This window comes from Serratia sp. Ser99 (assembly GCF_024519545.1).
Taxonomy (GTDB): Bacteria; Pseudomonadota; Gammaproteobacteria; order Enterobacterales; family Enterobacteriaceae; genus Serratia; species Serratia liquefaciens.
Genome location: NZ_JALJRT010000012.1, coordinates 73,732 through 100,453 on the forward strand (window position 1 = coordinate 73,732; position 26,722 = coordinate 100,453).

Annotated in this window: 25 protein-coding genes; 10 read left to right on the plus strand and 15 right to left on the minus strand. The window is 56.2% G+C overall.

What is annotated here, in order from left to right; translation table 11 throughout:
* Window positions 1-94 precede the first annotated feature (94 nt).
* The 4 genes from cpxP to NR114_RS21030 all read left to right on the plus strand — a co-directional run bounded on the left by cpxP (window position 95) and on the right by NR114_RS21030 (window position 4,156).
* Window positions 95-589, plus strand: a complete 495-nt coding sequence (gene cpxP / locus NR114_RS21015; RefSeq protein WP_041415106.1) for a cell-envelope stress modulator CpxP — start codon at window positions 95-97, stop codon at window positions 587-589.
* Between the two features lie 287 nt (window positions 590-876).
* Window positions 877-1,779, plus strand: a complete 903-nt coding sequence (gene fieF, locus NR114_RS21020; protein WP_046374885.1) for a CDF family cation-efflux transporter FieF — start codon at window positions 877-879, stop codon at window positions 1,777-1,779.
* Window positions 1,780-2,011: 232 nt separating this feature from the next.
* Window positions 2,012-2,974: a 6-phosphofructokinase gene (pfkA, locus tag NR114_RS21025; protein ID WP_020837567.1), complete on the plus strand. Its 963-nt coding sequence runs from the start codon at window positions 2,012-2,014 to the stop codon at window positions 2,972-2,974.
* 192 nt (window positions 2,975-3,166) lie between these two features.
* Entirely contained in the window at window positions 3,167-4,156 is a 990-nt protein-coding gene (locus tag NR114_RS21030; RefSeq protein ID WP_046375108.1) for a sulfate ABC transporter substrate-binding protein, read from the plus strand.
* Between the two features lie 68 nt (window positions 4,157-4,224).
* On the opposite strand, the gene tpiA is transcribed toward NR114_RS21030, so the two are convergent.
* Together tpiA and NR114_RS21040 are read right to left on the minus strand one after the other, a co-directional pair.
* Window positions 4,225-4,992, minus strand: coding sequence for a triose-phosphate isomerase (tpiA, locus tag NR114_RS21035; RefSeq protein ID WP_041415104.1), 768 nt, complete (start codon window positions 4,990-4,992; stop codon window positions 4,225-4,227).
* 127 nt (window positions 4,993-5,119) lie between these two features.
* Window positions 5,120-5,710 (minus strand): DUF1454 family protein, encoded by a 591-nt coding sequence (locus tag NR114_RS21040; RefSeq protein ID WP_020837562.1) that lies wholly within the window; start codon window positions 5,708-5,710, stop codon window positions 5,120-5,122.
* 199 nt (window positions 5,711-5,909) lie between these two features.
* Between NR114_RS21040 and NR114_RS21045 the strand changes: the two genes are divergently transcribed.
* Window positions 5,910-6,335, plus strand: a complete 426-nt coding sequence (locus NR114_RS21045; protein ID WP_041415101.1) for a DUF805 domain-containing protein — start codon at window positions 5,910-5,912, stop codon at window positions 6,333-6,335.
* Between the two features lie 16 nt (window positions 6,336-6,351).
* Here the strand turns inward: NR114_RS21045 and fpr are convergent, their stop codons facing one another.
* Both fpr and NR114_RS21055 read right to left on the minus strand, forming a co-directional pair.
* The gene (gene fpr, locus NR114_RS21050) at window positions 6,352-7,098 is read right to left on the minus strand and encodes a ferredoxin--NADP(+) reductase (RefSeq protein WP_020837557.1); all 747 of its coding nucleotides are present in this window, start codon (window positions 7,096-7,098) and stop codon (window positions 6,352-6,354) included.
* 3 nt (window positions 7,099-7,101) lie between these two features.
* Window positions 7,102-7,725, minus strand: coding sequence for a metalloregulator ArsR/SmtB family transcription factor (locus NR114_RS21055; RefSeq protein WP_256814476.1), 624 nt, complete (start codon window positions 7,723-7,725; stop codon window positions 7,102-7,104).
* A 296-nt stretch (window positions 7,726-8,021) separates the two neighbouring features.
* Between NR114_RS21055 and emrD the strand changes: the two genes are divergently transcribed.
* Window positions 8,022-9,206 carry a multidrug efflux MFS transporter EmrD gene (gene emrD, locus NR114_RS21060; protein WP_046374887.1) on the plus strand — a complete coding sequence of 395 codons (1,185 nt, stop codon included), beginning with the start codon at window positions 8,022-8,024 and terminating at the stop codon, window positions 9,204-9,206.
* 238 nt (window positions 9,207-9,444) lie between these two features.
* On the opposite strand, the gene glpX is transcribed toward emrD, so the two are convergent.
* From glpX to NR114_RS21075, 3 genes are all read right to left on the minus strand, one after another.
* Complete coding sequence (glpX, locus tag NR114_RS21065; RefSeq protein ID WP_020837550.1) at window positions 9,445-10,455, minus strand: class II fructose-bisphosphatase; 1,011 nt, start codon at window positions 10,453-10,455, stop codon at window positions 9,445-9,447.
* 132 nt (window positions 10,456-10,587) lie between these two features.
* Window positions 10,588-12,096, minus strand: coding sequence for a glycerol kinase GlpK (glpK, locus tag NR114_RS21070; RefSeq protein WP_020837549.1), 1,509 nt, complete (start codon window positions 12,094-12,096; stop codon window positions 10,588-10,590).
* Window positions 12,097-12,139: 43 nt separating this feature from the next.
* Window positions 12,140-12,985 carry an MIP/aquaporin family protein gene (locus NR114_RS21075; RefSeq protein ID WP_020837548.1) on the minus strand — a complete coding sequence of 282 codons (846 nt, stop codon included), beginning with the start codon at window positions 12,983-12,985 and terminating at the stop codon, window positions 12,140-12,142.
* 539 nt (window positions 12,986-13,524) lie between these two features.
* On the opposite strand from NR114_RS21075, the gene zapB reads away from it, so the two are divergent.
* On the plus strand, window positions 13,525-13,764 hold the full coding sequence (gene zapB / locus NR114_RS21080) for a septal ring assembly protein ZapB (RefSeq protein WP_020837547.1): 240 nt from the start codon (window positions 13,525-13,527) through the stop codon (window positions 13,762-13,764).
* Between the two features lie 56 nt (window positions 13,765-13,820).
* On the opposite strand, the gene rraA is transcribed toward zapB, so the two are convergent.
* The 7 genes from rraA to priA all read right to left on the minus strand — a co-directional run bounded on the left by rraA (window position 13,821) and on the right by priA (window position 21,895).
* Window positions 13,821-14,306, minus strand: coding sequence for a ribonuclease E activity regulator RraA (gene rraA / locus NR114_RS21085; RefSeq protein ID WP_020837546.1), 486 nt, complete (start codon window positions 14,304-14,306; stop codon window positions 13,821-13,823).
* 80 nt (window positions 14,307-14,386) lie between these two features.
* Window positions 14,387-15,304 (minus strand): 1,4-dihydroxy-2-naphthoate polyprenyltransferase, encoded by a 918-nt coding sequence (locus NR114_RS21090; RefSeq protein ID WP_020837544.1) that lies wholly within the window; start codon window positions 15,302-15,304, stop codon window positions 14,387-14,389.
* Window positions 15,305-15,395: 91 nt separating this feature from the next.
* A complete protein-coding gene (hslU, locus tag NR114_RS21095) occupies window positions 15,396-16,730 on the minus strand; it encodes an HslU--HslV peptidase ATPase subunit (protein WP_020837542.1) in 1,335 nt (444 codons plus the stop codon).
* A 12-nt stretch (window positions 16,731-16,742) separates the two neighbouring features.
* Window positions 16,743-17,273, minus strand: a complete 531-nt coding sequence (gene hslV, locus NR114_RS21100) for an ATP-dependent protease subunit HslV (RefSeq protein WP_012147466.1) — start codon at window positions 17,271-17,273, stop codon at window positions 16,743-16,745.
* Window positions 17,274-17,375: 102 nt separating this feature from the next.
* Window positions 17,376-18,317: a cell division protein FtsN gene (gene ftsN, locus NR114_RS21105; protein WP_020837536.1), complete on the minus strand. Its 942-nt coding sequence runs from the start codon at window positions 18,315-18,317 to the stop codon at window positions 17,376-17,378.
* Window positions 18,318-18,382: 65 nt separating this feature from the next.
* On the minus strand, window positions 18,383-19,411 hold the full coding sequence (cytR, locus tag NR114_RS21110) for a DNA-binding transcriptional regulator CytR (RefSeq protein ID WP_020837535.1): 1,029 nt from the start codon (window positions 19,409-19,411) through the stop codon (window positions 18,383-18,385).
* Window positions 19,412-19,699: 288 nt separating this feature from the next.
* Window positions 19,700-21,895, minus strand: coding sequence for a primosomal protein N' (gene priA, locus NR114_RS21115; RefSeq protein ID WP_256814477.1), 2,196 nt, complete (start codon window positions 21,893-21,895; stop codon window positions 19,700-19,702).
* Window positions 21,896-22,094: 199 nt separating this feature from the next.
* Here priA and rpmE point away from each other — a divergent pair, with 199 nt between their 5' ends.
* On the plus strand, window positions 22,095-22,310 hold the full coding sequence (rpmE, locus tag NR114_RS21120; RefSeq protein ID WP_012147462.1) for a 50S ribosomal protein L31: 216 nt from the start codon (window positions 22,095-22,097) through the stop codon (window positions 22,308-22,310).
* A 77-nt stretch (window positions 22,311-22,387) separates the two neighbouring features.
* On the opposite strand, the gene metJ is transcribed toward rpmE, so the two are convergent.
* Window positions 22,388-22,705, minus strand: a complete 318-nt coding sequence (metJ, locus tag NR114_RS21125; RefSeq protein WP_012147461.1) for a met regulon transcriptional regulator MetJ — start codon at window positions 22,703-22,705, stop codon at window positions 22,388-22,390.
* Between the two features lie 317 nt (window positions 22,706-23,022).
* Between metJ and metB the strand changes: the two genes are divergently transcribed.
* Both metB and NR114_RS21135 read left to right on the plus strand, forming a co-directional pair.
* Entirely contained in the window at window positions 23,023-24,183 is a 1,161-nt protein-coding gene (gene metB, locus NR114_RS21130) for a cystathionine gamma-synthase (RefSeq protein WP_020837533.1), read from the plus strand.
* Window positions 24,184-24,185: 2 nt separating this feature from the next.
* Entirely contained in the window at window positions 24,186-26,621 is a 2,436-nt protein-coding gene (locus tag NR114_RS21135) for a bifunctional aspartate kinase/homoserine dehydrogenase II (protein WP_020837532.1), read from the plus strand.
* Window positions 26,622-26,722 lie beyond the last annotated feature (101 nt).

Genomic DNA, 26,722 nt, shown 5'->3' on the forward strand with positions numbered 1-26,722 from the left:
TTACGTAGTTTTACATGCACTGACGCATGTTTGCAGGTGCAGCAGTACACTGCTCCTCGTTGATTCGCAAAGTGAGAAAGCACGAGGATTTGAAATGCGTAAGGTGACCGCATTAGTTATGGCATCAATGCTGGCAATAGGTTCTACCGCTGCGTTCGCTGCCGACACTACATCGGAAACTGCACCGACTCCCGGAAACGATGCGACCACCAGAACACCTGGCCAACACCACATGTTTGACGGTGTCAGCCTGACTGAACAACAGCGCCAGCAAATGCGCGATTTAATGCGCCAGGCGCGCCACGATCTGCCAGGTGTCAATGTAGCTGAAATGGAAGCCATGCATAAGCTGGTGACCGCAGACAAATTTGATGAAGCCGCCGTGTATGCCCAGGCGGAACAGATGGCCCAGCAGCAGGTTAAGCGTCAGGTCGAAATGGCCCGGGTACGCAACCAAATGTATAACCTGCTGACGCCACAGCAAAAAAGCGTTTTAGACCAGAAACATCAGCAGCGCATGCAGCAGATGGAGCAACAGATTTCTGGTTTGCAGCAAACTTCTGCCCAGAAGTTAAGTACGACTGAGTAGTCCCCTGTTTTTTCCTTGCCATAGACACCATCCCTGTCTTCCCCCGCCATGATGGCGGGGTTTTTTTTATCCATCAATTACAGCTTGATAGCCCGCCAGGCAACTCTGCAAGGTTAAACCACAGAGTATGGACCATGACGACGTTTAGCGCCGGTCGCACGGATTGTTTGCATCGATATGGCGACATCCCTTCGCGATATGTACTGCGTTGGCGGCGGTTATCTGAAGGGCTTTTTTGCTCACCATTCCGTTATACTGGCCCTCTGAACGTTTAACCGGGATGGGTTATGGAACCGCAATATGCGCGTTTGGTTAAATCCGCCGCGTTAGCGGCCACCGTTTTGGCCTCAACGCTGTTACTGATCAAAATTGTCGCCTGGTACCGCACCGGTTCGGTGAGCCTGTTGGCCGCGCTGGTGGATTCGCTGGTAGATATTGCCGCGTCGCTGACCAACCTGCTGGTGGTACGTTACTCGCTGCAGCCGGCCGATGAGGAACATACCTTCGGGCACGGCAAGGCCGAATCGTTGGCGGCGCTGGCACAAAGCATGTTCATTTCTGGCTCGGCGCTATTTTTGTTTCTCACCGGTTTTCAGCATCTGTACTCACCGGAAACCTTGCGTGACCCTGGCATCGGTATTGCCGTGACGATAGTGGCGTTGGTCAGCACCCTGCTGTTGGTCACCTATCAGCGTTGGGTGGTAAGAAAAACTCGCAGTCAGGCCGTCCGAGCAGATATGCTGCATTATCAGTCAGATGTCATGATGAATGGTGCTATTCTTATAGCGCTTGCGCTAAGCTGGTACGGTTTTCACCGGGCAGATGCGCTGTTTGCACTGGGAATAGGCGTCTACATTCTTTATAGCGCGCTGCGAATGGGTTATGAAGCCGTGCAATCGCTGCTGGACCGGGCATTGCCGGACAACGAGCGCCAGGCGATTATCGACGTGATCTCCTCATGGCCTGGGGTCAAAGGCGCGCACGATCTACGCACTCGCCAGTCCGGTCCGACGCGTTTTATTCAGCTGCATCTGGAGATGGACGATGCGTTACCGCTGATGCAGGCGCATATTCTGGCTGAACAGGTGGAACAGGCGCTGTTGCACCGTTTCCCGGGGGCTGATGTTCTTATCCATCAGGATCCTTGTTCTGTAGTGCCCGCGGGCCGACAGGGGCGTTGGGAGCTATAATTAATGCAGGACAACGGGAACTCGCACAGCGGATAGATAATGGCATTAGCTCCGCGTGCCATGACGCTTTTTTACCGCAATATTGCGTGACTTGAATCAATTCAGCTGGGTGTTTTTGCTATAATATCCAGCAATAAAGCCGTAAAGCTGGTTTTCTGCAGCCGGAGAGGTTTCAAGACAATCGGCGAATACAGAATTCTTAAGAAATTGCATCTACAGTTCAGAGGTAGTCATGATCAAGAAAATCGGTGTACTGACGAGTGGCGGTGATTCGCCGGGTATGAACGCTGCTATCCGCGGCGTTGTGCGTGCTGCACTTTCGGAAGGTCTGGAAGTTTTTGGTATTTACGATGGCTACCTTGGCTTGTACGAAGATCGCATGGAACAATTGGACCGCTATAGCGTGTCCGATATGATCAATCGCGGCGGCACTTTCCTCGGTTCAGCCCGCTTCCCTGAGTTCAGAGACGACAGCGTACGCGCCAAGGCAATTGAGAATCTGAAAAACCGCGGTATTGATGCGCTGGTGGTGATCGGCGGCGACGGTTCCTATATGGGGGCCAAACGCCTGACGGAAGAAGGTTTCCCTTGTATCGGCCTGCCAGGCACCATCGATAACGATGTGGCCGGTACCGACTACACCATCGGCTTCTTCACCGCGCTAGAAACCGTCGTGGAAGCTATTGACCGTCTGCGCGATACCTCATCTTCTCATCAGCGTATTTCCATCGTTGAAGTGATGGGACGCTACTGTGGCGATCTGACGCTGGCGGCGGCGATTGCCGGCGGTTGTGAATTTATCGTATTGCCTGAAACCGAGTTCAACCGCGAAGACCTGGTCTGCGAAATCAAGGCCGGTATTGCCAAAGGCAAAAAACACGCGATTGTGGCGATCACCGAACACATCTGCGATATCGATGAGTTGGCTCGCCATATCGAACAAGAAACCAAGCGTGAAACCCGCGCGACCGTGCTGGGCCACATTCAGCGCGGCGGCTCGCCGGTAGCTTATGACCGTATTCTGGCTTCCCGCATGGGCGCTTACGCGATTGAGTTGCTACTGCAGGGCTACGGCGGTCGTTGCGTCGGTATCCAGAACGAGAAGATGGTGCACCACGACATCATCGATGCGATCGAAAACATGAAGCGTCCGTTCAAGGGCGACTGGCTGGATACAGCGAAAAAGCTGTACTGATCCCGCATTAATTCAGCTCGAGAAGCCTCCGCACGCGGAGGCTTTTTTTATGCCCGTGGTAGTTATATTCCAGAATCGTCTAGCCCAACATTTTTTATTCTTTAATTGGCGGGAAAGTTTCTGGCAGGCTCTGATGCTAAATCAACCGATTGAGGTTGTGATTAATTTTCCTGGGAGAGCGAGTCGATGCGTATGCGTAAATGGGGTGTAGGTCTGACAATAATGCTGCTGGCGTCCGGCGCCATGGCGAAAGATATCCAACTGCTGAACGTTTCGTACGACCCGACACGCGAGTTCTATCAGGAATATAACACCGCATTCGGTAAATATTGGCAGCAGCAGACCGGCGATAAAGTGACGGTACGTCAGTCACATGGTGGCTCCGGCAAGCAGGCGACCTCGGTGATTAACGGCATTGAAGCCGATGTGGTCACGCTGGCGCTAGCCTATGACGTGGATGCCATTGCCGAACGCGGACGCATCGATAAAGATTGGATCAAACGCCTGCCGGACAACTCGGCACCTTATACCTCGACCATTGTATTTCTGGTGCGTAAAGGCAACCCAAAACAAATTCACGACTGGCCAGACCTGATTAAGCCGGGCGTCTCGGTGATCACCCCGAACCCGAAAACTTCCGGGGGCGCACGCTGGAACTATCTGGCGGCCTGGGGTTACGCACTACACCAGAACAATAACGATCAGGCCAAAGCGCAGGAGTTCGTTAAAAACCTGTATAAGAACGTCGAAGTGCTGGATTCCGGCGCACGCGGTTCAACCAATACTTTCGTAGAACGTGGCATCGGGGATGTGCTGATCGCCTGGGAAAACGAAGCTTTGCTGGCGGAGAAAGAGCTGGGTAAAGACAAGTTTGAAATTATCACCCCAAGCGAATCGATTTTGGCGGAGCCGACCGTCTCGGTGGTGGATAAAGTGGTTGATAAGCGCGGTACCCGTGATGTGGCGACGGCTTACCTGAAATATCTGTATACGCCGGAAGGACAAACCATCGCGGCGAAAAACTACTACCGTCCGCGTGACGCGGCTGTGGCGGCCAAGTTTGCCGAGCAATTCCCGAAACTGAAGCTGTTCACGGTGGATGATACCTTCGGCGGCTGGACTCAGGCACAGAAGGTACACTTCGCCACCGGCGGTGTGTTCGACGAAATCAGCAAACGCTGATGCCTTGATGACAATAATAAAAAACCCCGGCTTGCCGGGGTTTTTTATTTAGCAGCCAGAGAAAGAAATCAGGCTTTTTTAGCAGCGGCAGCGGCTTTGACGATCACAGCGAAAGCATCGGCTTTCAGTGATGCGCCGCCAACCAGAGCGCCGTCGATGTCCGGCTGGGTGAACAGCTCGGCGGCATTTTTATCGTTCACAGAACCGCCGTACTGGATGATCACTTCTGCAGCTACTGCAGCGTCCTGTTTAGCGATGTGATCGCGGATAAATTTGTGTACTGCCTGAGCCTGCGCAGGGGTGGCGGATTTACCGGTACCGATAGCCCAGATTGGCTCATAAGCGATAACCGCGCCTTTGAAGGCTTCTGCGCCCTGAGTTTTCAGCACGGCGTCGATCTGGCGTGCACAAACTTCTTCGGTTTTACCCGCTTCGTTTTCTGCGTCGGTTTCACCGATGCACAGCACTGGGATCAGGCCGGCTTTTTTCAGCACGGCAAATTTCTCGGCGATCGCTGCATCGGTTTCTTTGTGGTAAGTACGACGCTCGGAGTGGCCGATGATGATGTATTGCGCACCGATATCTTTCAGCATGTCGGCGGAAACTTCACCGGTGAATGCGCCGGACAGGTTCACGTCTACGTTTTGAGCGCCCAGAGCAATGCGGCTGCCGGCCAGTGCGTGTTTCGCCTGGTCCAGGTACATCACAGGCGGTGCGATAGCGACGCCACAGCCGTCAACGCTGCTCAGCTCATTGCGCAGAGCGGCGATCAGTTCGTTAACCATGTGAGTGCTGCCGTTAAGCTTCCAGTTACCCATAACTAATGGATGACGCATGTTTTTTCCTCCAACAAGGGAACGCGAGAGTCGAAATAACCACTGCCGGACCGGCAGTTTACCTGCCCAACAGTATAGAGATGATTAAGCGCGAAGGCTTTGCTTTTCGTCATTAAATAGCCTGCCGTTACGGCTCGGATAACGTCAGCTTAACCGGTTCAACAGCGAAAGTTACTCCTTTATCGCCGTTGTCTGCCACTACATAGCGGATCGCACCGACCTGCTGTTGGTAAAAGCGCTGGCCTTTGCCTTTTTCCAGCAGGTTGGCCACTTTACTCAGGCTTTTTTCCACCGTCAGCGTCGGTTCAAACTGGCGCATCAACGCGGCCATATAGCTGACGGCAATGGTGCGAGCGGCTTTTTCTTCGTTGCTCTGCTGTAGCGGCAGGTGGGTAATTTGCAGCGTTTTGATTTTTCCGGTGCCTTTTTCCAGCGCGGTTGAGGCATAGAGATTTTCGTTTAGCTTGCTGGCAGCGCGCGTCAACAGCGGCGTATCGTCTTCGGTCGTGGCAATAGCGCGGAATTCGCCGATCGGTAGCGTCGGGTTATCGCGGTTATATTTTTCGCGGAACTTCACCACCGTCAGATCAAACGTTGGCGCTCCGGCCAGCAGGTAGGGCGCGGTAGGCGAAGCGTTGGCGGGGGCATCCGGCGGATCGGCCCAGGCGCTGCCGATGCCCAGCAACAGGCAGGCAATGGCGATGGTTTTTCTCAGCATGGTATACACGGCATCAATGGCAAAGATGGCTCCGATTAAAGCGAGAACAGAGGGGGGTGTCAAAGATCCCGCGCCATTATCGCTCGCTGACAAGAAAGCTGTGCGTTACTCCGCGTAATGCAGGGCAGAAATCTTCGCCCGGCAGCGCCTATGTTACACTGCACGGCAGAATATGGGCAGGCAAACAACGCAGGATTCAATGACAATACAACAGTGGTGTTTTTCGTTTAAGGGCCGAATTGGGCGGCGTGATTTCTGGATTTGGATGGTGCTGTGGGTAGTGCTGATGGCGGTGGCTTTTTCACTCGCCAGCAATAAGCTGGTGGATATCCAAACCATCGCCTTTTTTATCGTTGGGCTGCTGTGGCCAACGGCGGCGGTGCTGGTGAAGCGTTTGCATGACCGCAATAAAGCCGGTTGGTGGGCGTTGTTACTGATCGTGGCTTGGTTGCTGGCGGCGGGTAACTGGCAAATGCTGGCGCCGGTTTGGCAGTGGGGCGTGGGGCGTTTTATCCCGACGTTGATCATTGTGATGATGATGATCGATTTGGGCGCGTTTGTCGGCACGCCCGAGGATAATCGTTTTGGTCCGCCGGCCAAACCCGTTAAGTTCGGCGCGGATTAAAACCAGAGGCTATCAATTACCAATAGTGTTCGCTGGTGATATGGCCCGGTTTGCGGCGCAGGTGCTTGCGCATCTGGCGCTGATCTTTCAGCGTTTGCTGGGTATCGCGCACCATTTGCGGGTTACCGCACAGCATGACGTGGTCAGTTTCGGCGTCGAGGGTCAAGCCTACCGCCGCTTCCAGCCGGCCATCCTCAATCAGCGCGGGTACGCGTCCCGTCAGCGAGCCAGGGACTTCTTCACGGCTGACGATGGTTTGAATGCGCAGTTTGCCATTGTAACGCTGTTGCAACTGCTGCATCAGCGGCAGGTAGCTGAGGTCACGGGCAAAGCGTGCGGCATGCACCAGCACCAGGTTTTTGAAGCGCTCCAGGCCTTTGCCTTCCTGCAGAATCGACAGGTAAGGGCCGATGGCGGTACCGGTGGCCAACATCCACAGGGTGTCGCATTCCGGCACCTCGTCCAGCACGAAAAATCCGGCGGCCTCTTTGGTCACCATCACGTCCGAACCCGGCCGTAGCTGATTGAGCCGTGGGCTCAGTTTGCCTTCCGGCACGGTAACCAGGTAAAACTCCAGATTCGGATCGCTGGGGGCGTTGACGTAAGAATAGGCGCGCTGCACGCGTTCCCCGTCAACTTCCAGCGCCAGCTTGGCAAACTGCCCGGCAATAAAGGGATCTATGGGGGCGTCGACGATAATGCTGAACAGCCCGTCGGTCCATTGTTTGACTTGCGTAACCTTGCCATTAACCCAATCAGCCATACTCTAAAGCTCCAATGGTCGAATCAAATAAGCGCAATGTCGTGAGCCGGAAATAGCATGCGCAGTGCGCTCTATGCGATAGCCATGGCCAAACAGGCGGTGAAACAGCTGCAGCTCCGAGTTGCACAGGCTGCTGCAGGCGGTGGCCGCTACGCCGATAGGGCAGTGGTTTTCCACCAGCAATGTGCCCTCCGGATGCTCAAGCAGTTCGGCCATATAACCATCCTGCTGCCGCAGACGCACCAGCCGGGCAAGCTTGGCTTGATGACAGGTCTCTTCCGACAGCTCTTCGGCATAGCGCTGATAAAGCTTTTCTTCGCGCTCGCCGAGTAACTGTTCCACCCCTTCAGCGCCAAACAGCGGGTGAGCGGATCCCAATAACGCCGTCGCTAACGTATCGTGGTCATCGGCAAACCGGCTATGGCCTTCATGGGTCAGTGACCAGTAGCGCGTCGGGCGGCCCACTTTGGTTCGTGCTTCCTCGTAACAAACCAGCTCACGTTTTTCCAGGGATTGCAGATGCTGACGAATGCCCATGGGGGTGATATCCAGATGCTCGGCCAGCATTTTGGCAGAGTGTGGCCCCAGGGTTTTTAACTGCAACAAAATCAGCTCTGGTGTCTTCATAATCCAAATCCCTATGGTGTTATTTTATTTCAAGATGATGAAAATAATTATCGATTAAATGCTAAAGCTAAACTACTGAAAATTTACCCTTTTTAACCCTTAAGCGGTAGACGTACAGTTTAATTTACGAGGCTGGTTGCCTTTGCTGCCACTGTGACGCAGATCAATATCTGTCTGAAACTCGCTAAAAAAATCAGATTTGTTAGCTTATGCCGCCATAGAGGGCTGCTCGCCGTTCTGGCTGAAAGTGGGGCCATACCGGGACGCTGTGACGAGTTAAAACGTTAACGAAGATAATGAGAAAAATAGAAAACTTTCACCTGCTGGTGATGCTTATCCTGTTGGTGGCCGTCGGTCAGATGGCACAAACCATTTATGTTCCTGTTATTGCTGATATCGCCAAGGATCTGTCGGTGCGCTCCGGCGCAGTGCAGCGCGTGATGGCGGCGTATCTGATGACCTACGGGTTCTCGCAGTTGATTTACGGCCCGTTGTCGGACCGCATAGGCCGCCGTCCGGTGATCCTGGCCGGGATGATGATCTTCCTGATGGGGGCCCTGGGCGCGCTGTTGTCCAACAGCCTGACGATGCTGGTTGCCGCCAGCGCCATTCAGGGGATGGGCACCGGCGTGGCGGGGGTGATGGCGCGTACCATGCCGCGCGACCTGTATGCCGGCACTTCACTGCGGTATGCCAATAGCCTGCTTAATATGGGCATCCTGGTGAGTCCGCTGCTGGCACCGATCATCGGCGGTGCGTTGGCGATGCTCTTTGGTTGGCGCGCCTGTTATGCCTTCCTGTTGGTATTGTGCGCCGGTGTAGCCTTCTCCATGTTCCGCTGGCTGCCGGAAACCCGGCCGCCGCAAACCGAAAAACGGCGCATGTTGGCGAGTTTCCGCAAGCTGCTGGCTGACGGCACGTTCAGTTGTTATCTGGTCATGCTGATTGGTGCGCTGGCGGGGATCGCCGTATTTGAAGCCAGCTGTGGCGTGTTGATGGGGGGCGTGCTGGGTCTGAGTGGCCTGACCGTCAGTCTGCTGTTTATTCTGCCGATCCCGGCGGCGTTCTTTGGCGCCTGGTATGCCGGTCGCGACGGTAAAACATTCCATACTCTGGTGTGGCATTCGGTTATAAGCTGCCTGTTGGCGGGTCTGATGATGTGGATCCCGGGCTGGTTTGGGGTGATGAACATCTGGACGCTGATTGTGCCGGCTGCGCTGTTCTTCTTCGGCGCGGGGATGATGTTCCCGTTGGCCACCACCGGTGCGATGGAGCCGTTCCCCTATCTGGCCGGCGCGGCGGGGGCATTGGTCGGTGGTATGCAGAATATGGGGTCTGGTTTGGCGACCTGGCTTTCCGCCATGCTGCCGCAAACCGGGCAGTTCAGCCTCGGTCTGCTGATGTTTGCCATGGCGCTGCTGATATTGCTGTGCTGGTGGCCGCTGTCGAATCGAATGCAGCATCAGGGCCATACCGCATAAAATGTGTAGGGAGTTTGATGACAAAGTGGTCTGTGGACCCGAGATACTCGGGCCTAGCGCACCGAGGGGCCATTATGGGACACATCCCTGTGTCCCACCCTACGGGCCGACTGGAAGTCGTTCCCATTTGCTCCCGGCAAATGGGTCGGCGGGCAAGCCGCTACGACCCCATCGGCACGCTCTCCCTAATAACGGGCTTTGTCAGCAGTCTGAGGGCGCCAATCGGCGCCCTGTTTCATTACAGCAGGAACTCGTGCAGCGCCGGATCTTTGCGATCCAGATAATGGGTCGAACGAATGCGGCGGATAGTGCGTGATTTACCGCGGATCAGCAGGGTTTCCGTGGTGGCCATATTTCCCTGGCGGCTGATGCCTTCCAACAGATCGCCCTTGGTGATGCCGGTTGCGGAGAAAATAACGTTGTCGTTGCGCGCCATGTCATCCAACACCAGCACTTTGCCGGCTTCGATGCCCATCGCTTTGCAGCGTGCCAACTCTTCTTCGCCAATACGGCGATTTTCGGCGCTGTCGCCTTTCACCTGATGGCGTGGCAGCAGGCGAGCCTGCATATCGCCATCCAATGCGCGGATCACCGCGGCAGAAATCACCCCTTCAGGCGCGCCGCCGATGCCGTACATCACGTCGACTTCGCTGTCCGGCATACAGGTCAGAATAGAAGCCGCCACGTCACCGTCAGGAATGGCAAATACGCGAACCCCGAGTTGTTGCATCTGGGCGATAACGCCGTCGTGACGCGGCTTGGCCAGAATGACCACGGTCAGTTGAGTCAGCGGTTTGCCCAGGCAGGCCGCCACCTTATTCAGATTTTCCGCCAGCGGCAGGTTAAGATCGATAGCGCCGCGTGCCGCCGGGCCAACCACCAGTTTTTCCATATACATGTCCGGCGCGTGCAGGAAGGTGCCGCGATCGCCGACCGCCAGCACCGCCAATGCATTGGGCTGGCCCATGGCGGTCATGCGGGTACCTTCAATCGGGTCGACCGCGATATCTACCGCATCGCCCTGACCGCTGCCGACCTGCTCGCCGATATACAGCATCGGTGCTTCATCAATTTCGCCTTCGCCGATCACGATGCGGCCATCGATATCCACTTTGTTGAGCATAATGCGCATTGCGTTGACCGCGGCGCCGTCGGCGGCATTTTTGTCGCCGCGTCCCAGCCATTTGTAGCCCGCCAGCGCGGCGGCTTCGGTAACACGGGAAAATTCGATGGCTAATTCACGTTTCATGGCAAAACCTGTCTGTGAGAAAGGAAGAAAATATCGGCAAAGTTTATCACAGCGGGCGACGGCGGGGGCGGGGCAAAAAAAAACGCGCCGCCCGAAGGCAGCGCGTGATCAGGTTAACCAAGCAAAACAGCGTTAGTCGTGCTCTTCCCACGCTTGTGCGCGGGCAACCGCTTTTTTCCAGCCGCTGTAACGGAAGTTACGCTCGGTGGTTTCAATGCTTGGACGGAACTCGCGTTCGATAACCGCCTTGCTCTTCACTTCATCCAGGTCATTCCAGTAGCCGATAGCCAGGCCCGCCAGGAATGCGGCACCCAACGCAGTCGATTCACGCACTTCAGGGCGCTCGACACGGGTACCGAGGATGTCTGACTGGAACTGCATCAGGAAGTTGTTGGCGACCGCGCCACCGTCCACACGCAGCGATTGCAGACGGGTATTGGAGTCTGCCTGCATGGCATCCAGCACGTCGCGCGTCTGATACGCAATGGATTCCAGCGTTGCACGGATGATGTGGTTGCTGTTCGCGCCGCGGGTCAGGCCGAAGATCGCGCCACGGGCATACGGGTCCCAGTAAGGAGCGCCCAGGCCGGTGAAGGCCGGGACCACATACACGCCGTTGCTGTCTTTCACCTTGGTGGCGAAGTACTCGGAGTCGGCCGCATCGCTGATCAGTTTCAGTTCGTCGCGCAACCACTGGATAGAAGCACCGCCGATGAACACAGCACCTTCCAGCGCGTAATTCACTTCGCCGCGTGGGCCGCAGGCGATGGTGGTCAACAGGCCGTGGCTGGAGCGTACCGCTTCTTTACCGGTGTTCATCAGCAGGAAGCAGCCGGTTCCGTAGGTGTTTTTCGCCATGCCCGGTTGAACGCACAGCTGGCCGTACAGCGCCGCCTGCTGGTCACCGGCGATACCGGCGATAGGAATACGCGTACCGCCTTTACCACCGATGTTGGTCTGGCCATACACTTCAGAAGAAGGACGGACTTTAGGCAGCATGGCGCGTGGGATATCCAGCGCTTCCAGCATGCGGTCATCCCAATCCAGCTCATGGATGTTGAACATCATGGTACGTGAGGCGTTGGTGTAATCGGTCACATGCACCCGCCCTTGGGTCATTTTCCACACCAGCCAGGTATCGACGGTACCGAACAGCAGCTCGCCGCGTTTGGCGCGTTCGCGGGCGCCTTCAACGTTGTCGAGGATCCATTTTACCTTGGTGCCGGAGAAGTACGGGTCAACCACCAGGCCGGTGTTGTGCCGGATGTATTCTTCCAGGCCGTCACGTTTGAGCTTTTCGCAGATGTCGGCGGTGCGGCGGCATTGCCAGACGATGGCGTTGTAAATCGGTTTGCCGGTCTCTTTTTCCCAGACGATGGTGGTTTCACGCTGGTTGGTGATGCCGATACCGGCGATCTGATCGGAATTGATATCGGCTTTCGCCAGCACTTCCACCAGCGTGGAGCTCTGTGATGACCAGATCTCCATAGGATCATGCTCAACCCAGCCGGCTTTTGGGTAAATCTGCGTGAACTCGCGCTGGGATACCGCAACAATGTTGGCATCGTGGTCGAGCACTACGGCACGTGAACTGGTGGTACCCTGGTCGAGAGCAACAATGTATTTTTTTTCTACAGTCATGATCTTAGTCCTGCTGTTGTTAACCGTTTTAAAACTGTGCCAATCACGCTTTACGCTGCTGGGCCTTGGCGGCGGGTTGTTCTTCGTCTACACAAACGTCACACGGTAGATTGCGGCCAATGAGCATGCGGTAGCCGAAGGCACCCAGGCAGGCACCGATGATTGGACCAAAGATTGGCACCAGGAAGTACGGAATATCACGTGCACCGGTGAAGGCCACTTTGCCCCAGCCGGCCAGATAAGCGAACATTTTCGGGCCGAAGTCACGCGCCGGGTTCAGCGCAAAGCCGGTTAATGGTCCCATAGAGGCGCCGATCACGGCAATCAGAATACCGATCAACAGCGGGGCCAACGGGCCGCGCGGGATGCCGTTGCCGTCATCGGTCAGTGCTAGGATCAGGCACATCAGGATTGCGGTAATGACCGTTTCAACCAGGAACGCCTGGCCAACGGAAATGTGCGCATTCGGGTAGGTAGAGAAGATGCCGGCCAGGGCCAGGCTTTCGTCGCTGCCGCGTACCATATGATTGGCCGCTTCGAAATCGAAGAACAGGTTGTAGTACAACCCGTAGACCAGGGCTGCTGCACAGAAGGCTCCGGCGATCTGCGCAACAATGTAAGGCAGTACTTTGCGTCCGTCAAAGCAGGCGAACAACCACAGCGCAATGGTCACGGCCGGGTTGAGGTGCGCGCCGGAGATGGCAGCGGTCAGATAGATGGCCATGGCGACGCCCAGGCCCCAAATGATACTGATTTCCCATTGGCCGAAGCTGGCGCCTGCCAGTTTCAGCGCGGCAACGCAGCCTACGCCAAAAAAGATCAACAGACCGGTGCCGAGGAACTCAGCGATGCACTGGCCTTTTAGGGTCGGACTGGTGGTTTGGCTCATAATGTTGTTGTCCTGCAAAACGGCGGTTATAGGTTTATAGGCTCGGAAGGTGTATCGATCCGTCCTAGGGGTACAGTTTTTTTCATCTCGTCCAATTATTAATTGAGGACGTGATGTAAATTTATCGTTAACGAACATAAACGAGAAATAGCGAAATCAAAATGTGTGTGCTTCGTCATAAAATTGAGCGAATTCGCGTCGTTTTGTGTTCTTTCTGCTCCATAAAACTGTGATCTGACCAGTGCTTTTATCCCCGACTGTTAACAAATCAATTTATGACCGAGAGGCATTTTCGGTTTTTGCTGATGGTGGGGGCAGGAAAATTGCAACAGACTGCGCGATGAGCCGGATGTTGCTAGACAGCCGGGGACAGGCTACTTACAATCGTTTTTATCGAAAGAAGCGTTTTATCGAGACAGGCGCGTTATTTTCAATAAAAGCGTGTGTCACTTGGCGCGATGCATATTCGCAGCAGTTGCAACCTGAGTTGCGGCCGTTACCTATAGATGTACGCCTTGCTATCATGAGGGGACTGAAGAATGTCATTTGAAGTATTTGAGAAATTGGAATCAAAAGTTCAGCAGGCGATCGATACCATCACCCTGCTGCAGATGGAAATTGAAGAGCTGAAAGAAAAAAACAATACTCTGTCTCAGGAAGTTCAGGCTGCCTCCGGCAACCAGGAATCGCTGGTACGCGAGAACCAGCAACTGAAAGAAGAGCAGCACGTATGGCAAGACCGCCTGCGCGCGCTGTTGGGCAAAATGGAAGAAGTCTGATTCCGTATTGCACGATCGAAAAGGGCGCCTGAGGCGCCCTTTTTCATGTCGGAAGATTACTCTATATCGAGCGGGTCTTCGGACAGAATAATACCGGTGTTGTCGGCATACAGATGATCGCCGGAGAAGAAGGTCACGCCGCCAAAGTTTACGCGGATGTCGCTTTCGCCGATGCTTTCACTGGCTGCGCCGACCGGAATGGCCGCCATCGCCTGAATGCCGATGTCCAGTTCTTCCAGATCGTCCACCTGGCGTACCGCACCGTAAACCACGATGCCTTCCCATTCGTTCTGGGTAGCCAGGCGCGCCAGTTCTGCGTTGATCAGGGCACGGCGAACCGAACCACCGCCATCAATCACCAGAACACGGCCGCGACCGTTTTCTTCAAGCAGCTCGAATAACAGGCCGTTATCCTCAAAGCATTTCACCGTAGTGATTTGCCCGCCAAATGAAGTACGCCCGCCAAAATTGGAGAATAGAGGTTCAACAACGTTTACCTCTTCATGATAGATGTCGCAAAGTTCGGAAGTATCGTATTTCATAGGATTTTACGTCTGTTTGCCGCTGGAATAACCAGTATATCCCTTTATCCGCCCTGTTGGCAAAATCATCAGTTCGATGGCTAACTGAGCACCACGCCAATCGCGAACAACACATTGGCCAACAGCGCCGCTTTGACCATATGTTCCAGCATCGGGCGCATGCCTGCCGGCGTTGGATCGCGTAACACGCGCAGGCCGTGGCGCACCAGTAACGGGATAGCCAGGACAAACAGCCAGCCCCACGGACTATGCAGGTTAAGCAGCGTGAACAGCGCGAAGCAGGCTACTGCGCCGATCAGCAGCGCCACGTGGTAATAGCGTGCATTCTGTGGCCCAAGGCGTACCGCCAGCGTATTTTTGCCGTTGGCGCGGTCGCTTTCGATATCGCGCAAATTATTGATGTTCAGCACCGCGGTAGCCAGCAGGCCGCAGGCCGTGGCCGGCAACATCACGATACTGTCGAACGCATGGGTTTGCAGGTAGTAGGTGCCCGCTACGCTCAGCCAGCCGAAGAACACCAGCACCGAAATGTCACCCAGCCCCAGATAGCCATAGGGTTTGGTGCCGACGGTATAGGTAATGGCGGCGACGATAGACAGCCCGCCCAGCACCAGGAAGCCCACCACGTCGCTGGGTTGTTCGCAGGCCACGGCGATCAATGAACAGCCGGCAATCGCGATCAATACTACCGTCACCACCAGCGCGCGCTTCATTTGTGCCTGGGTGATCATGCCTTTCTGCATGCCGCGCAACGGCCCGATGCGATCTTCTTTATCGCTGCCTTTTACCGCATCGCCATAGTCGTTCGCCAGGTTGGAGAGGATTTGCAGCAGGCCAGCAGTCAGGAGTGCCAGCAGCGCCACGCCGGGTTTCAGACTGCCTTGCCAGGCGGCAATGGCGGAACCGACGACGATCGAGGCAAAGGCCAGCGGCAGGGTGCGCGGTCGTAAACTTTCAAGCCAGGCTCTGGCCGGGGAGGTGGTAGTTGATGAGCTCATTTTTCGCTTCAGAGTTAGTGGCTGTGTCCGTTAGAAATAATTGTAGGAGGCAATGCCTCCCACAGATGACTGACTGGACATGATTGAGCGATTATAGGATAAAACGACTCAAATCTTCATCCGCTACCAGTTCATCCAGATGATTACGTACGTAATCCGCATCAATTGTAATGGATTGACCATTAATTTCACTCGCATCATAGGAAATATCTTCCATCAGACGCTCAAGCACGGTGTGCAAACGACGCGCGCCGATGTTTTCGGTGCTTTCGTTAACCTGCCATGCGGCTTCTGCGATGCGGCGGATGCCATCGGCGGTGAAGTCGATATTGACGCCTTCGGTACCCATCAGCGCTTTGTACTGCTCGGTCAGCGACGCGCTTGGCTCGGTCAGGATGCGCTCGAAATCTTCGGTGGTCAGCGCCTGCAATTCAACGCGGATCGGCAGGCGGCCCTGCAGTTCCGGGATCAAATCTGACGGGCTGGCGGTCTGGAATGCGCCGGAGGCGATAAACAGAATGTGATCGGTTTTCACCATGCCGTGCTTGGTGGAGACGGTACAGCCTTCCACCAGCGGCAGCAGATCGCGCTGCACGCCTTCACGTGACACGTCCGGGCCGGAGCTCTGGCCACCGCGCTTACAGATTTTGTCGATCTCGTCGATAAACACGATGCCGTGCTGTTCAACCGCTTCAATCGCCTGTTCTTTCAGCTCTTCCGGGTTCACCAGTTTGGCCGCTTCTTCTTCCACCAGCAGTTTGAAGGCTTCTTTAATCTTCAGCTTGCGTGGTTTCTGCTTTTGGCCGCCGAGGTTCTGGAACATCGACTGCAGCTGGTTGGTCATCTCTTCCATGCCCGGAGGAGCCATGATCTCCACGCCCATCGGCGCGGCAGCCAGATCGATCTCGATTTCTTTATCGTCCAACTGGCCTTCACGCAGTTTCTTGCGGAATGCCTGACGTGCAGCAGAAGGCTCTTGATGCTCTTCCGCCTGGCCCCAGTTGTTCTTGGCCGGCGGGATCAGCACATCGAGGATACGCTCTTCGGCCAGCTCTTCGGCGCGGGTGCGGTTCTTGTCGATTGACTGCAGGCGCACCATTTTGATCGCGGCATCGGTCAGATCGCGGATGATGGAATCCACTTCTTTACCGACGTAGCCCACTTCGGTGAACTTGGTGGCTTCAACCTTGATGAACGGCGCGTTGGCCAGCTTCGCCAGACGGCGGGCGATTTCGGTTTTACCGACGCCGGTCGGGCCGATCATCAGAATGTTCTTTGGCGTGACTTCATGGCGCAGCATCTCGTTGAGCTGCATCCGGCGCCAGCGGTTACGCAGGGCGATGGCAACGGCACGTTTGGCTTTGTTCTGGCCAATAATGTAGCTGTCCAGTTCGCTGACGATCTCGCGCGGGGTCATTTCAGACATAGTATTCGATCCTTACGCTTTGGAAGGCAATTCTTCAATGGTGTGGAAATGGTTGGTGTAAATACAGATGTCACCGGCGATGTTGAGGGATTTATCAACAATTTCGCGGGCGCTCAGCTCGGTATTTTCCAACATCGCACGAGCGGCTGCCTGGGCGTACGGACCGCCGGAGCCAATCGCAATCAAATCGTTTTCAGGCTGGATCACGTCACCGTTACCGGTGATGATCAGCGATGAGTTTTCATCCGCGACGGCCAGCAGCGCTTCGAGCTTGCGCAGCATGCGGTCGGTACGCCAGTCTTTCGCCAATTCAACGGCTGCTTTCACCAGGTGACCCTGGTGCATTTCCAGCTTGCGCTCGAACAGCTCAAATAGCGTGAAGGCATCCGCGGTGCCACCGGCAAAACCGGCAATCACTTTATCGTTATACAGGCGACGTACTTTCTTGACGTTGCCCTTCATTACCGTATTGCCCAAGGTGGCCTGGCCATCGCCACCGATCACTACCTGGCCGTTGCGGCGTACGCTTACAATTGTTGTCACGAGCAGACCCTCGTTGAAGACGGAAAGAAGCCCTCGCAGCATCTGCTTGCGCAGACACTACGAGGCATATTGAGAGTATAGATGGGGGGGGATTGACGCTTTTCAACCCCCAACGGAGAGGGGAATGCAACTTGACATGCCTACGCCCTTCAGGCGCGACAGGGTTTTGTCCGCAGCAGCCCGGCTGCTGTATGGGCCAAGTACCACGCGATTCCAGCCTCCGCCGGCGGTGATACGGCTTTCGATGCCTTCAAACGCCAGGCGCGCACGTACGGATTCTGCCTGATCGGTGGCGCGGAACGAGCCGCACTGCACCATCCACTTCTGTTTCGATTCTGGCTTGGTTTCCGTTTCCTGCTTGGCCGTTTCCTGTTTCACTTCCGGCTTCGGCTGCGGTTTTGGCTCAGGATGCTTAACCTGCGCAGGCGGCGGTGTGACCGGCTGCGGTTTGGGTTGCGGCTTAGGCTGTTGCTGCACTGGCTGTGTCGTCGCACCGTTGTTAAATGGATTACGCGGCTGAGTCACCTGCGGCTGCTGTTGGACCTGTTGCTGCTGGATTGGCTGCTGTTGCATCTGCTGTTGCTGCTGGCGGTTGTTACGCGCAGCGGCCTGTGAAGGGTCGTTATACGGCACTTCATTGAGCTGCGTCGGGCGCTGTTGCATATCCGCCTGCATTTGATCCAGCAGTTGGCGCTGCTCGGCGGTCAGCTGAGTCTTGGAGTTGGCTTCGCCGCCGGCCGTCGGTTCGGTCGGGGTTTGTACGCCAATCTGGCGATTCTCCAGCTCTTTGATATAACGCCAACGTTCTTCCGGCTTCGGCGGTAGGCCGTTGCCCGGACGATTGGTGTGCGCAGGCAGCAGCGGCACGTCATCCGGCTTGTTGTGCGTAATGAAATAGAGGCCACCGACAAATATCACCAGAAGTGCGACGGCCAGCGCCAACACGGTTTTGGAGACCTTCGGAGAACTGCGTTTTTTACGGCTGGGGGTTTTTCGCTTAGCTCCTGCTGCGCGCCCACGGCTTACATAGTCTTTTTGTGCCACTATTATTCCGCTGTGTCCTGATGAGGGGATAAGTCCGTCATGTTACTGAACCCTAAAATGTTTGACTAGCGTTTAGGGGCAGCCGTGCTGCCTCTGATAATCAATTCACTGTCCAAAAGCCGGGAGCCGCTGGCCACGTTCTGTCCGTGCAACTGCTCCAACAGCAACAGCATTGCCTGCTGGCCAATCTGGTAGCGCGGTTGAGCCACCGTGGTTAACGGCGGATCGCAATACTGGGCCAGTTTAATGTCGTCAAAGCCAACGATGGAGAGGTCCTGCGGTACCCGCAGCCCCATTTTTTTCGCCTGCGACAGCACGCCAATCGCCATTACGTCGCTATGGCAGAAGACTGCCGTCGGTGGTTTTGGTTGCGCCATTAGCGCCGCCAGCGCCTGAGCGCCAGCTTCGTAGGTGAAATCACCTCGGGTAATATAGCTGCTTTCGACGCTAATGCCATTACGACGTAGCGCCTGAATGTAACCTTGCAGCCGATAATGGCTCAACGGCATCTGTTCAGGCCCGGCGACACAGGCGATTTGCTTGTGTCCGAGCTGATGTAAATAATGCACGGCCTCGAAGGCGGCGGTCAGGTTGTCGATGTGTACCGTCGGCAGTTCCAGCTCCGGGGCAAACTCGTTGGCCATCACCATCGGCGGCAGATTGCGTTGTTCTTCCTTGCTGGCGTCGAACGGCAGGTTGGAGCCGAGCAGCAGCATGCCATCGATTTGCTTGGTGATAATCAAATTGACGAAGGTGCGTTCCTGTTGGTTTTGTTGCGCGCAGTCGCCAATCAGCACCAGATAACCCTGTTGTGCCGCAGTTTGCTCGATCCCCTGGATCACATCGGCGAAAAAGGGATCGCAAATGTCGGGGACGATCACCAGGATGGTGCGGGATTCGTTGCGTTTGATATTACGGGAGAGGGCATGAGGAGAATAGCCTACGGCCAGCACGGCCTGTTCCACTTTCTGACGCGTCGGCGTTGACACCTTTTCCGGATTCATCAACGCACGCGACACGGTTGCCGTTGAAACGCCCGCCATTTCGGCAACGTCTTTCATGGTTGCCATGGATAATTCTTTCTTGTGTTCCAACGCCTTTCTCCTTGCGTTAGCCCCATGCCAACGCGACTACTTCAGTTTGCTCACAAATTCTGGCGTGCGGTGGAGTTGTTATGATTTAGCGCCATCCGCGCTTAAACATTCGGTCACGGTAGTGCAGCGGTGACAAAATTGCCTTCACAGACATTCTAAACAGAATATGTCCTGCCTTTGTTACCTAATTTGCATAAAAAGTGTGACCTGAGGAGGTTTTTTAGCGTTCGCTCGCAATTTCAAGGGTAAACGTTTGCCTGGCAGGAACTGAATCAGACTTTTCTGGGTTCAGCTGTCTATCGGGTCGATGTCCAGCGTCCATTTCACCTTGCGTGCCTGCGGCAAGGTACCGACTAACGGCAAGGTGCTCTTCATCAACCGTTGTAACACCTGCCGTGAAGGGTGCTGCAACAGCAACTGCCAACGAAAACGGCCGCCGCGTTTTGACTGCAGCGCGGGAACCGGCCCCATCACCCACAGGGAATCGTCCTTCAGCGGGCTGGCCTCCAGCAGATTGCGCAATTGCTGCAGGAATTGCGGAGCCTGTTGGTTATCGTGATCTTCCGAACGGACAATGATGTGGCTGGTATAGGGTGGCAGGAATACGCTGTTGCGCTCTGCCAGCGTCTGTTTGGCAAAGGCGTCGTAGCCCTGTTGCAACAGAATTTGCAGCAGCGGATGTTCCGGATGATGGGTTTGCAGCAACACTTCGCCGGCTTTACCTGCCCGGCCGGCACGACCGGAAACCTGGGTATACAACTGGGCAAAACGCTCGGCGGAACGGAAGTCGGCCGAGAACAGCGCACCGTCAACGTCCAGCAAGGCCACCAGCGTGACATCCGGGAAATGGTGCCCTTTTGCCAGCATCTGGGTACCGATCAAAATACGCGCTCCGCCGCGGTGAATATCCGCCAGGTGCTGTTCCAGCGAGCCCTTGCGGCTGGTGGTGTCGCGATCGATGCGGGTGATGGGCGTTTCCGGGAACAGCGGCGCCAGTTCGTTTTCCAACTGTTCGGTGCCGACGCCCACCGACACCAGGTGCGTCGAACCGCACTGCGGACACTGGTGCGGTACCGGGCGCTGGCTGTCGCAGTGGTGGCAGCGCAGTTGACGTTGGTTTTGGTGGAAGGTGTAGTAATGATCGCAGCGCTGGCATTCGGCAATCCAGCCGCATTCGTGACACAGCAACGCCGGGGCGTAGCCACGACGGTTAAGGAACAGCATCACCTGGTTACCGGCCTTCAAATGGTGCTGCATGCTTTTCAGCAACGGCTGCGACAACCCCACCTTCAGCGGCAGGCCTTTCAGATCGATCAGGTGCTGAGCCGCCGGTTTGGCGTTGCCCGCACGCTGGGTGAGTTTCAACTGGCGATATTTGCCCAATTGCACGTTGTGCAACGTTTCCAGCGCCGGTGTCGCGGAGCCCATCACCATCGGGATGTTTTCCTCGCGGGCGCGAAACACCGCCAGATCGCGTGCGTGGTAGCGCCAGCCTTCCTGCTGTTTATAAGAGCTGTCGTGCTCTTCGTCGATGATGATCACGCCCAGGCGTGCAAACGGGGTAAACAGCGCCGAGCGGGTGCCGATGACAATCGCTGCTTCGCCGCTGCGGGCGCGCAACCACACCGACAGCCGTTCGCTGTCGTTAAGACCGGAGTGCAGCACCTCTACCGGCGCATTGAAGCGTTCGCGAAAGCGGGCGATGGTTTGCGGCGTCAGGCCGATTTCCGGCACCAGCACCAGCGCCTGTTTGCCGGCAGCCAGAATGTTTTCCAGCACGCTGAGATAGACCTCGGTTTTGCCGGAGCCGGTGACCCCGGCCAGCAGCCAGGCGGCGAACTGAGTATCTTCGCTGCGGATGGCACCCACGGCGGTTGCCTGCTCGGTGTTCAATCGTAACCGTTCGCCCAGCACTTCAAAGCCTGGCCGCCAGTCTTGCGTTGCTACCGTTTGGGCCCGTAAATCGACCAGCCCCTTGGTGCGCAAGGCCTGCAAAGCGTTCTCGGTTAACGCCAGTTCATTGACCTGGTGGCGATAAACCGGGCGTTGCAGCAATGCCGCCAGCGCCTGCTGTTGTTTGGGGGCGCGCTTCAGGCTTTCCGGCGGCGTGGCGCGGCCCTGTTCGGTCGCGAACCATTGCCACAGCGGGGCCGTTTCCGCCGCTTTCCCCTGACGCAGCAGGATGGGCAGCGCGTGGAACAGCACTTCGCCGATCGGGTAATGGTAATAGTCGCTGGCCCAGCGAAGAATACGCCACAGGCTGGAGGAAAATAAGGAGGCGTCGTCGATCACGCTGTCGATCGGTTTGAGCTTATCCAGCGGCAATTCGCTGGTTTCGCTGCATCCGGTGACGATACCGATCGTCCGCTGCTTGCCCCAGGGAACGCCTACGCGCGCGCCGACCGCAGGCTGCAGGCCTTGCGGCAGCAGATAGTCGAAGGTGCGGGCGAGGGGTACCGGCAAAGCAACGTGAACAACAGGCATTGAGGTCATCCAGAGTAAAAAAACAGTCCATCAGTTTACACGGCGCATCGGCAAATGTACGGTTCCGATTGCGTGGTACTTTTAATTCTGTATAATTTGCCGCCTTTGGTATAATTCGATACCAAATTTTATTATCAACCACGTGTGGTGTCTGGCGAAACAGGGCTGGATAGCGACACGGCCTTAACTGAGGTTTCCCATGAAACAAGGTATCCACCCAAAATACGAAGAAGTTACTGCTAACTGCTCTTGCGGTAACGTGATCAAAATCCGCTCTACCGTGGGTCACGATCTGAACCTGGACGTTTGTGGCGAATGCCACCCGTTCTACACTGGCAAGCAGCGTGACGTTGCTACCGGTGGCCGCGTTGACCGCTTCAACAAGCGTTTCAGCGTGCCAGGCGCTAAGAAATAAGATTTCTTATCGTCAGATGAAAAAGGCGCCTTCGGCGCCTTTTTTCGTTTCTACCGTCTGCTTTCGCAGACCGGCGCTTAGTATTCCCAGGTATCGGGATCCACACCCAATTCACGCATCAACAGCTTCGCGGCTTCCGGGATTTCATCGCTGCGTTCTTTGCGCAGGTCTTCGTCGTTCGGCAGCGGCTGGCCGGTAAAGGCGTGCAGAAACGCTTCACACAGCAATTCGCTGTTGGTGGCGTGGCGCAGGTTATTGACCTGGCGACGGGTCCGTTCATCGGTGAGGATTTTCAGGACCTTCAGCGGAATGGATACCGTGATCTTTTTGACTTGCTCGCTTTTTTTACCGTGTTCAGCGTAAGGGCTGACATACTCGCCGTTCCACTCAGCCATGGGACACCTTAAATTTGTCAGAAAAATTACAAAATTCTAAAAACCGGCCAATTATGCCCGATCTTCACTGTTCTCACTAAATAAATGTCAATTATACGCGACCAGGGTCACTGAATGCGGACGATCAATAGGTGTCGCCTATGCATTCCGGGTTAACATCGTATCGTCATATCAAACCGGCATAATTTTAGCGGGTATTAGGGCATTGCTCAATCTATACGCAAAGAAGTTTAGATGTCCAGATGTGTTGACGTCTATCCTCGCTGCGATTAATCTTTAGGCCTCATTCATCCGAATCCCGAGAGCCGAGCGACCCTATGACGCGTAAACCTGCCACGATTGCCGTACGTAGCGGCCTGAACGATGACGAACAGTACGGCTGCGTTGTTCCGCCGATCCACCTTTCCAGCACCTATAATTTTACCGACTTCAATCAGCCTCGCGCTCATGACTACTCGCGCCGCGGTAACCCGACGCGTGACGTGGTCCAGCGTGCGCTGGCGGAACTGGAAGGCGGTGCCGGTGCGGTGATGACCAGCAGCGGGATGTCGGCGATCCATCTGGTGACCACCGTATTGCTGCAGCCCGGCGATCTGCTGGTGGCGCCGCATGATTGCTACGGCGGCAGCTACCGGTTGTTCGATAGCCTCAGCAAGCGTGGCGCTTACCGCGTGCTGTTTGTCGATCAGGGGAATGAAGAGGCGCTGCAGCAGGCATTGGCGCAAAAGCCCAAGCTGGTGCTGATTGAAAGTCCAAGCAACCCGCTGCTGCGCGTGGTGGATATTGCGGCGATATGCGATGCGGCACACGCAGTGGGGGCCTTGACGGTGGTGGACAACACCTTCCTCAGCCCGGCGCTGCAGCAGCCCATCGGGCTGGGTGCCGATCTGGTGGTGCATTCCTGCACCAAATATCTTAACGGCCATTCCGACGTGGTCGCCGGTGCGGTGATCGCCAAAGATAAAGATCTGGCGGTGGAGCTGGCGTGGTGGGCCAATAATATCGGCGTGACCGGCGGCGCGTTCGACAGCTATTTGTTGCTGCGCGGCATGCGTACCCTGTCGCCGCGTATCAAGGCGGCGCAACAAAACGCCGAAGCTATTGTCAGTTATTTACAGCAGCAACCCTTGGTGAAAAAGCTGTATCATCCTTCTCTGCCACAGAACCCTGGGCACGAGATTGCACGTCGTCAGCAACGCGGTTTTGGCGCGATGCTCAGCTTTGAACTGGACGGTGATGAAGCGCTATTGCGCCGTTTTCTGTCTGCCCTTGAGCTGTTTACTCTGGCAGAATCGTTGGGCGGCGTAGAAAGCCTGATCTCGCATGCAGCGACCATGACCCATGCAGGTATGGCGGCAGAAGCCCGTGCGGCGGCCGGTATTTCCGAGAGCCTGCTGCGTATCTCCGTGGGTATTGAAGACAGTGAAGATTTGATTGCCGATCTGGAACGTGCCTTCCAGGCGGCGGCAACGAGGTAAGCATGAATGCAATTGCGGTAGCAGGGCCGGTGAGCGGGCGTCAACTGCACAAGTTTGGCGGCAGCAGCCTGGCGGACGTGAAGTGTTATCTGCGGGTGGCCGGGATCATGGCCGAATACAGCCAGCCAGGCGACATGATGGTGGTGTCGGCTGCCGGCAGCACCACCAACCAACTGATTAGCTGGCTGAAGCTTAGTCAGAGCGATCGCCTTTCTGCGCATCAGGTTCAGCAGACGCTGCGTCGTTATCACAGCGATTTGATTAGCGGTCTGTTACCGCCGGAAACCGCTGAACCCTTGATCGCCGAGTTTATTCAGGATCTGGAGCGTCTGGCCGTGTTGCTGGACGAAAAGCTCGACGACGTCATCTATGCCGAGGTGGTTGGCCACGGCGAGATCTGGTCGGCGCGCCTGATGGCGGCGGTACTGAACAAGCTGGATATGCAGGCGGCCTGGTTGGACGCGCGCGATTTCCTGCGGGCGGAACGTGCTGCCCAGCCGCAGGTTGATGAAGGCCGTTCTTATCCTCTGCTGCAACAATTGCTGGCACAGCATCCGGGCAAACGCCTGGTGGTGACCGGTTTTATTTCACGCAATGACGCCGGTGAAACCGTGCTGTTAGGGCGTAACGGCAGTGACTATTCCGCCACGCAGGTCGGTGCGTTGGCCGGTGCGGAGCGCGTGACCATCTGGAGCGACGTGGCTGGGGTCTACAGCGCCGATCCCCGCAAGGTGAAAGACGCCTGCCTGCTGCCGCTGCTGCGCCTGGACGAAGCCAGTGAACTGGCGCGTTTGGCGGCTCCGGTGCTGCACACCCGTACTTTGCAGCCGGTATCCGGCAGCGATATCGATCTTCAACTGCGTTGCAGTTATCAGCCGGAACAGGGTTCAACGCGTATCGAACGCGTGCTGGCCTCGGGCACCGGTGCGAAGATCGTCACCAGCCATGACGACGTGTGTTTGATTGAGCTGCAGGTTGCCAGTCAGCATGATTTTAAACTGGCGCAGCAAGAGTTGGATTTGGTGCTTAAGCGCGCGCAGATCAAACCGTTGGCGGTAGGGGTTCATCCGGACCGCAGTCTGGTTCAGCTGTGCTACACCTCCGAAGTGGTGAACAGCGTCCTGCACACGCTGCAAAACGCGGGGCTGCCGGGTGAGCTGCAACTGCGCGAAGGCTTGGCGCTGGTGGCGCTGGTAGGTGCCGGCGTTTGTAAAAACCCGCTGCACAGCCATCGCTTCTATCAGCAACTGAAAGACCAGCCGGTAGAGTTTATCTGGCAGGCTGAAGACGGCATCAGCATGGTGGCGGTGCTGCGTCAGGGGCCAACCGCGCTGCTGATCCAGGGCCTGCATCAGACCCTGTTCCGCGCTGAAAAACGTATTGGTCTGGTGCTGTTCGGCAAAGGCAATATCGGCGCACGCTGGCTGGAGCTGTTTGCCCGCGAGCAGAAAAACATCTCCGCCCGCAGCGGCTTCGAATTCAGCCTGGCGGGCGTGGTGGACAGTCGCCGCAGCCTGCTCAATTACGACGGGCTGGACGCCAGCCGCGTATTGGCCTTCTTCGAGGACGAAGCGCAGGAACTGGACGAGGAGTCGTTGTTCTTGTGGATGCGCGCGCACCCGTTTGACGATCTGGTGGTGCTGGACGTGACCGCCAGTGAAAATCTGGCCGAGCAGTATCTGGACTTCGCCAGCTACGGTTTCCATGTGATCAGCGCCAACAAACTGGCGGGAGCGTCGTGCAGCGCCAACTATCGCCAAATTCGCGATGCCTTTGCCAAGACCGGCCGCCACTGGCTGTATAACGCTACCGTCGGTGCCGGTCTGCCGGTCAACCATACGGTACGCGATCTGCGCGACAGTGGTGACAGCATTCTGGCCATTAGCGGCATCTTCTCCGGTACGCTGTCCTGGCTGTTCCTGCAGTTCGACGGCACGGTGCCGTTCACCGACCTGGTGGATCAGGCCTGGCAACAGGGGCTGACAGAACCGGATCCCCGCGTCGATCTCTCTGGTCAGGATGTGATGCGCAAGCTGGTGATCCTGGCGCGCGAAGCGGGCTACGACATTGAGCCGAATCAGGTGCGGGTGGAGTCGCTGGTGCCTGCGGGCGCAGAGCTTGGCTCCGTGGATCAGTTCTTTGAAAATGGCGATGCGTTGAACCAACAGATGCTGCAGCGCTTTGAGGCCGCCAGTGAAATGGGGCTGGTGCTGCGCCATGTAGCGCGTTTCGATGCCAACGGCAAGGCGCGGGTCGGTGTTGAAGCGGTCCGCCCTGAGCACCCGCTGGCGTCGTTGCTGCCTTGTGATAACGTATTCGCTATCGAAAGCCGCTGGTATCGTGACAATCCGCTGGTTATCCGTGGACCCGGGGCCGGGCGCGACGTTACTGCCGGGGCGATCCAGTCAGACCTTAACCGTTTGGCGCAGCTGCTTTAATTTTCTTGTGGGCGCGCATCCGTCGCGCCCCTCGTTTTCCTGCCATAATTCTCTGTGTTGCGAACATGAAATTCCTTCTCTTAACGGGTGAGGATTAATCA

Excerpts from the sequence above, each read along its gene's own strand:
- NR114_RS21135 (WP_020837532.1), top strand. The coding sequence starts at position 24,186 with ATGAATGCAATTGCGGTAGCAGGGCCGGTGAGCGGGCGTCAACTGCAC.
- priA (WP_256814477.1), bottom strand. The coding sequence starts at position 21,895 with ATGCCTGTTGTTCACGTTGCTTTGCCGGTACCCCTCGCCCGCACCTTC.
- rraA (WP_020837546.1), bottom strand. The coding sequence starts at position 14,306 with ATGAAATACGATACTTCCGAACTTTGCGACATCTATCATGAAGAGGTA.
- rpmE (WP_012147462.1), top strand. The coding sequence starts at position 22,095 with ATGAAACAAGGTATCCACCCAAAATACGAAGAAGTTACTGCTAACTGC.
- fpr (WP_020837557.1), bottom strand. The coding sequence starts at position 7,098 with ATGGCTGATTGGGTTAATGGCAAGGTTACGCAAGTCAAACAATGGACC.
- emrD (WP_046374887.1), top strand. The coding sequence starts at position 8,022 with ATGAGAAAAATAGAAAACTTTCACCTGCTGGTGATGCTTATCCTGTTG.
- zapB (WP_020837547.1), top strand. The coding sequence starts at position 13,525 with ATGTCATTTGAAGTATTTGAGAAATTGGAATCAAAAGTTCAGCAGGCG.
- glpX (WP_020837550.1), bottom strand. The coding sequence starts at position 10,455 with ATGAAACGTGAATTAGCCATCGAATTTTCCCGTGTTACCGAAGCCGCC.
- NR114_RS21090 (WP_020837544.1), bottom strand. The coding sequence starts at position 15,304 with ATGAGCTCATCAACTACCACCTCCCCGGCCAGAGCCTGGCTTGAAAGT.
- NR114_RS21075 (WP_020837548.1), bottom strand. The coding sequence starts at position 12,985 with ATGAGCCAAACCACCAGTCCGACCCTAAAAGGCCAGTGCATCGCTGAG.
- NR114_RS21040 (WP_020837562.1), bottom strand. The coding sequence starts at position 5,710 with ATGCTGAGAAAAACCATCGCCATTGCCTGCCTGTTGCTGGGCATCGGC.
- metJ (WP_012147461.1), bottom strand. The coding sequence starts at position 22,705 with ATGGCTGAGTGGAACGGCGAGTATGTCAGCCCTTACGCTGAACACGGT.
- fieF (WP_046374885.1), top strand. The coding sequence starts at position 877 with ATGGAACCGCAATATGCGCGTTTGGTTAAATCCGCCGCGTTAGCGGCC.
- NR114_RS21055 (WP_256814476.1), bottom strand. The coding sequence starts at position 7,725 with ATGAAGACACCAGAGCTGATTTTGTTGCAGTTAAAAACCCTGGGGCCA.
- NR114_RS21030 (WP_046375108.1), top strand. The coding sequence starts at position 3,167 with ATGCGTAAATGGGGTGTAGGTCTGACAATAATGCTGCTGGCGTCCGGC.
- hslU (WP_020837542.1), bottom strand. The coding sequence starts at position 16,730 with ATGTCTGAAATGACCCCGCGCGAGATCGTCAGCGAACTGGACAGCTAC.
- metB (WP_020837533.1), top strand. The coding sequence starts at position 23,023 with ATGACGCGTAAACCTGCCACGATTGCCGTACGTAGCGGCCTGAACGAT.
- cpxP (WP_041415106.1), top strand. The coding sequence starts at position 95 with ATGCGTAAGGTGACCGCATTAGTTATGGCATCAATGCTGGCAATAGGT.
- tpiA (WP_041415104.1), bottom strand. The coding sequence starts at position 4,992 with ATGCGTCATCCATTAGTTATGGGTAACTGGAAGCTTAACGGCAGCACT.
- NR114_RS21045 (WP_041415101.1), top strand. The coding sequence starts at position 5,910 with ATGACAATACAACAGTGGTGTTTTTCGTTTAAGGGCCGAATTGGGCGG.
- pfkA (WP_020837567.1), top strand. The coding sequence starts at position 2,012 with ATGATCAAGAAAATCGGTGTACTGACGAGTGGCGGTGATTCGCCGGGT.
- glpK (WP_020837549.1), bottom strand. The coding sequence starts at position 12,096 with ATGACTGTAGAAAAAAAATACATTGTTGCTCTCGACCAGGGTACCACC.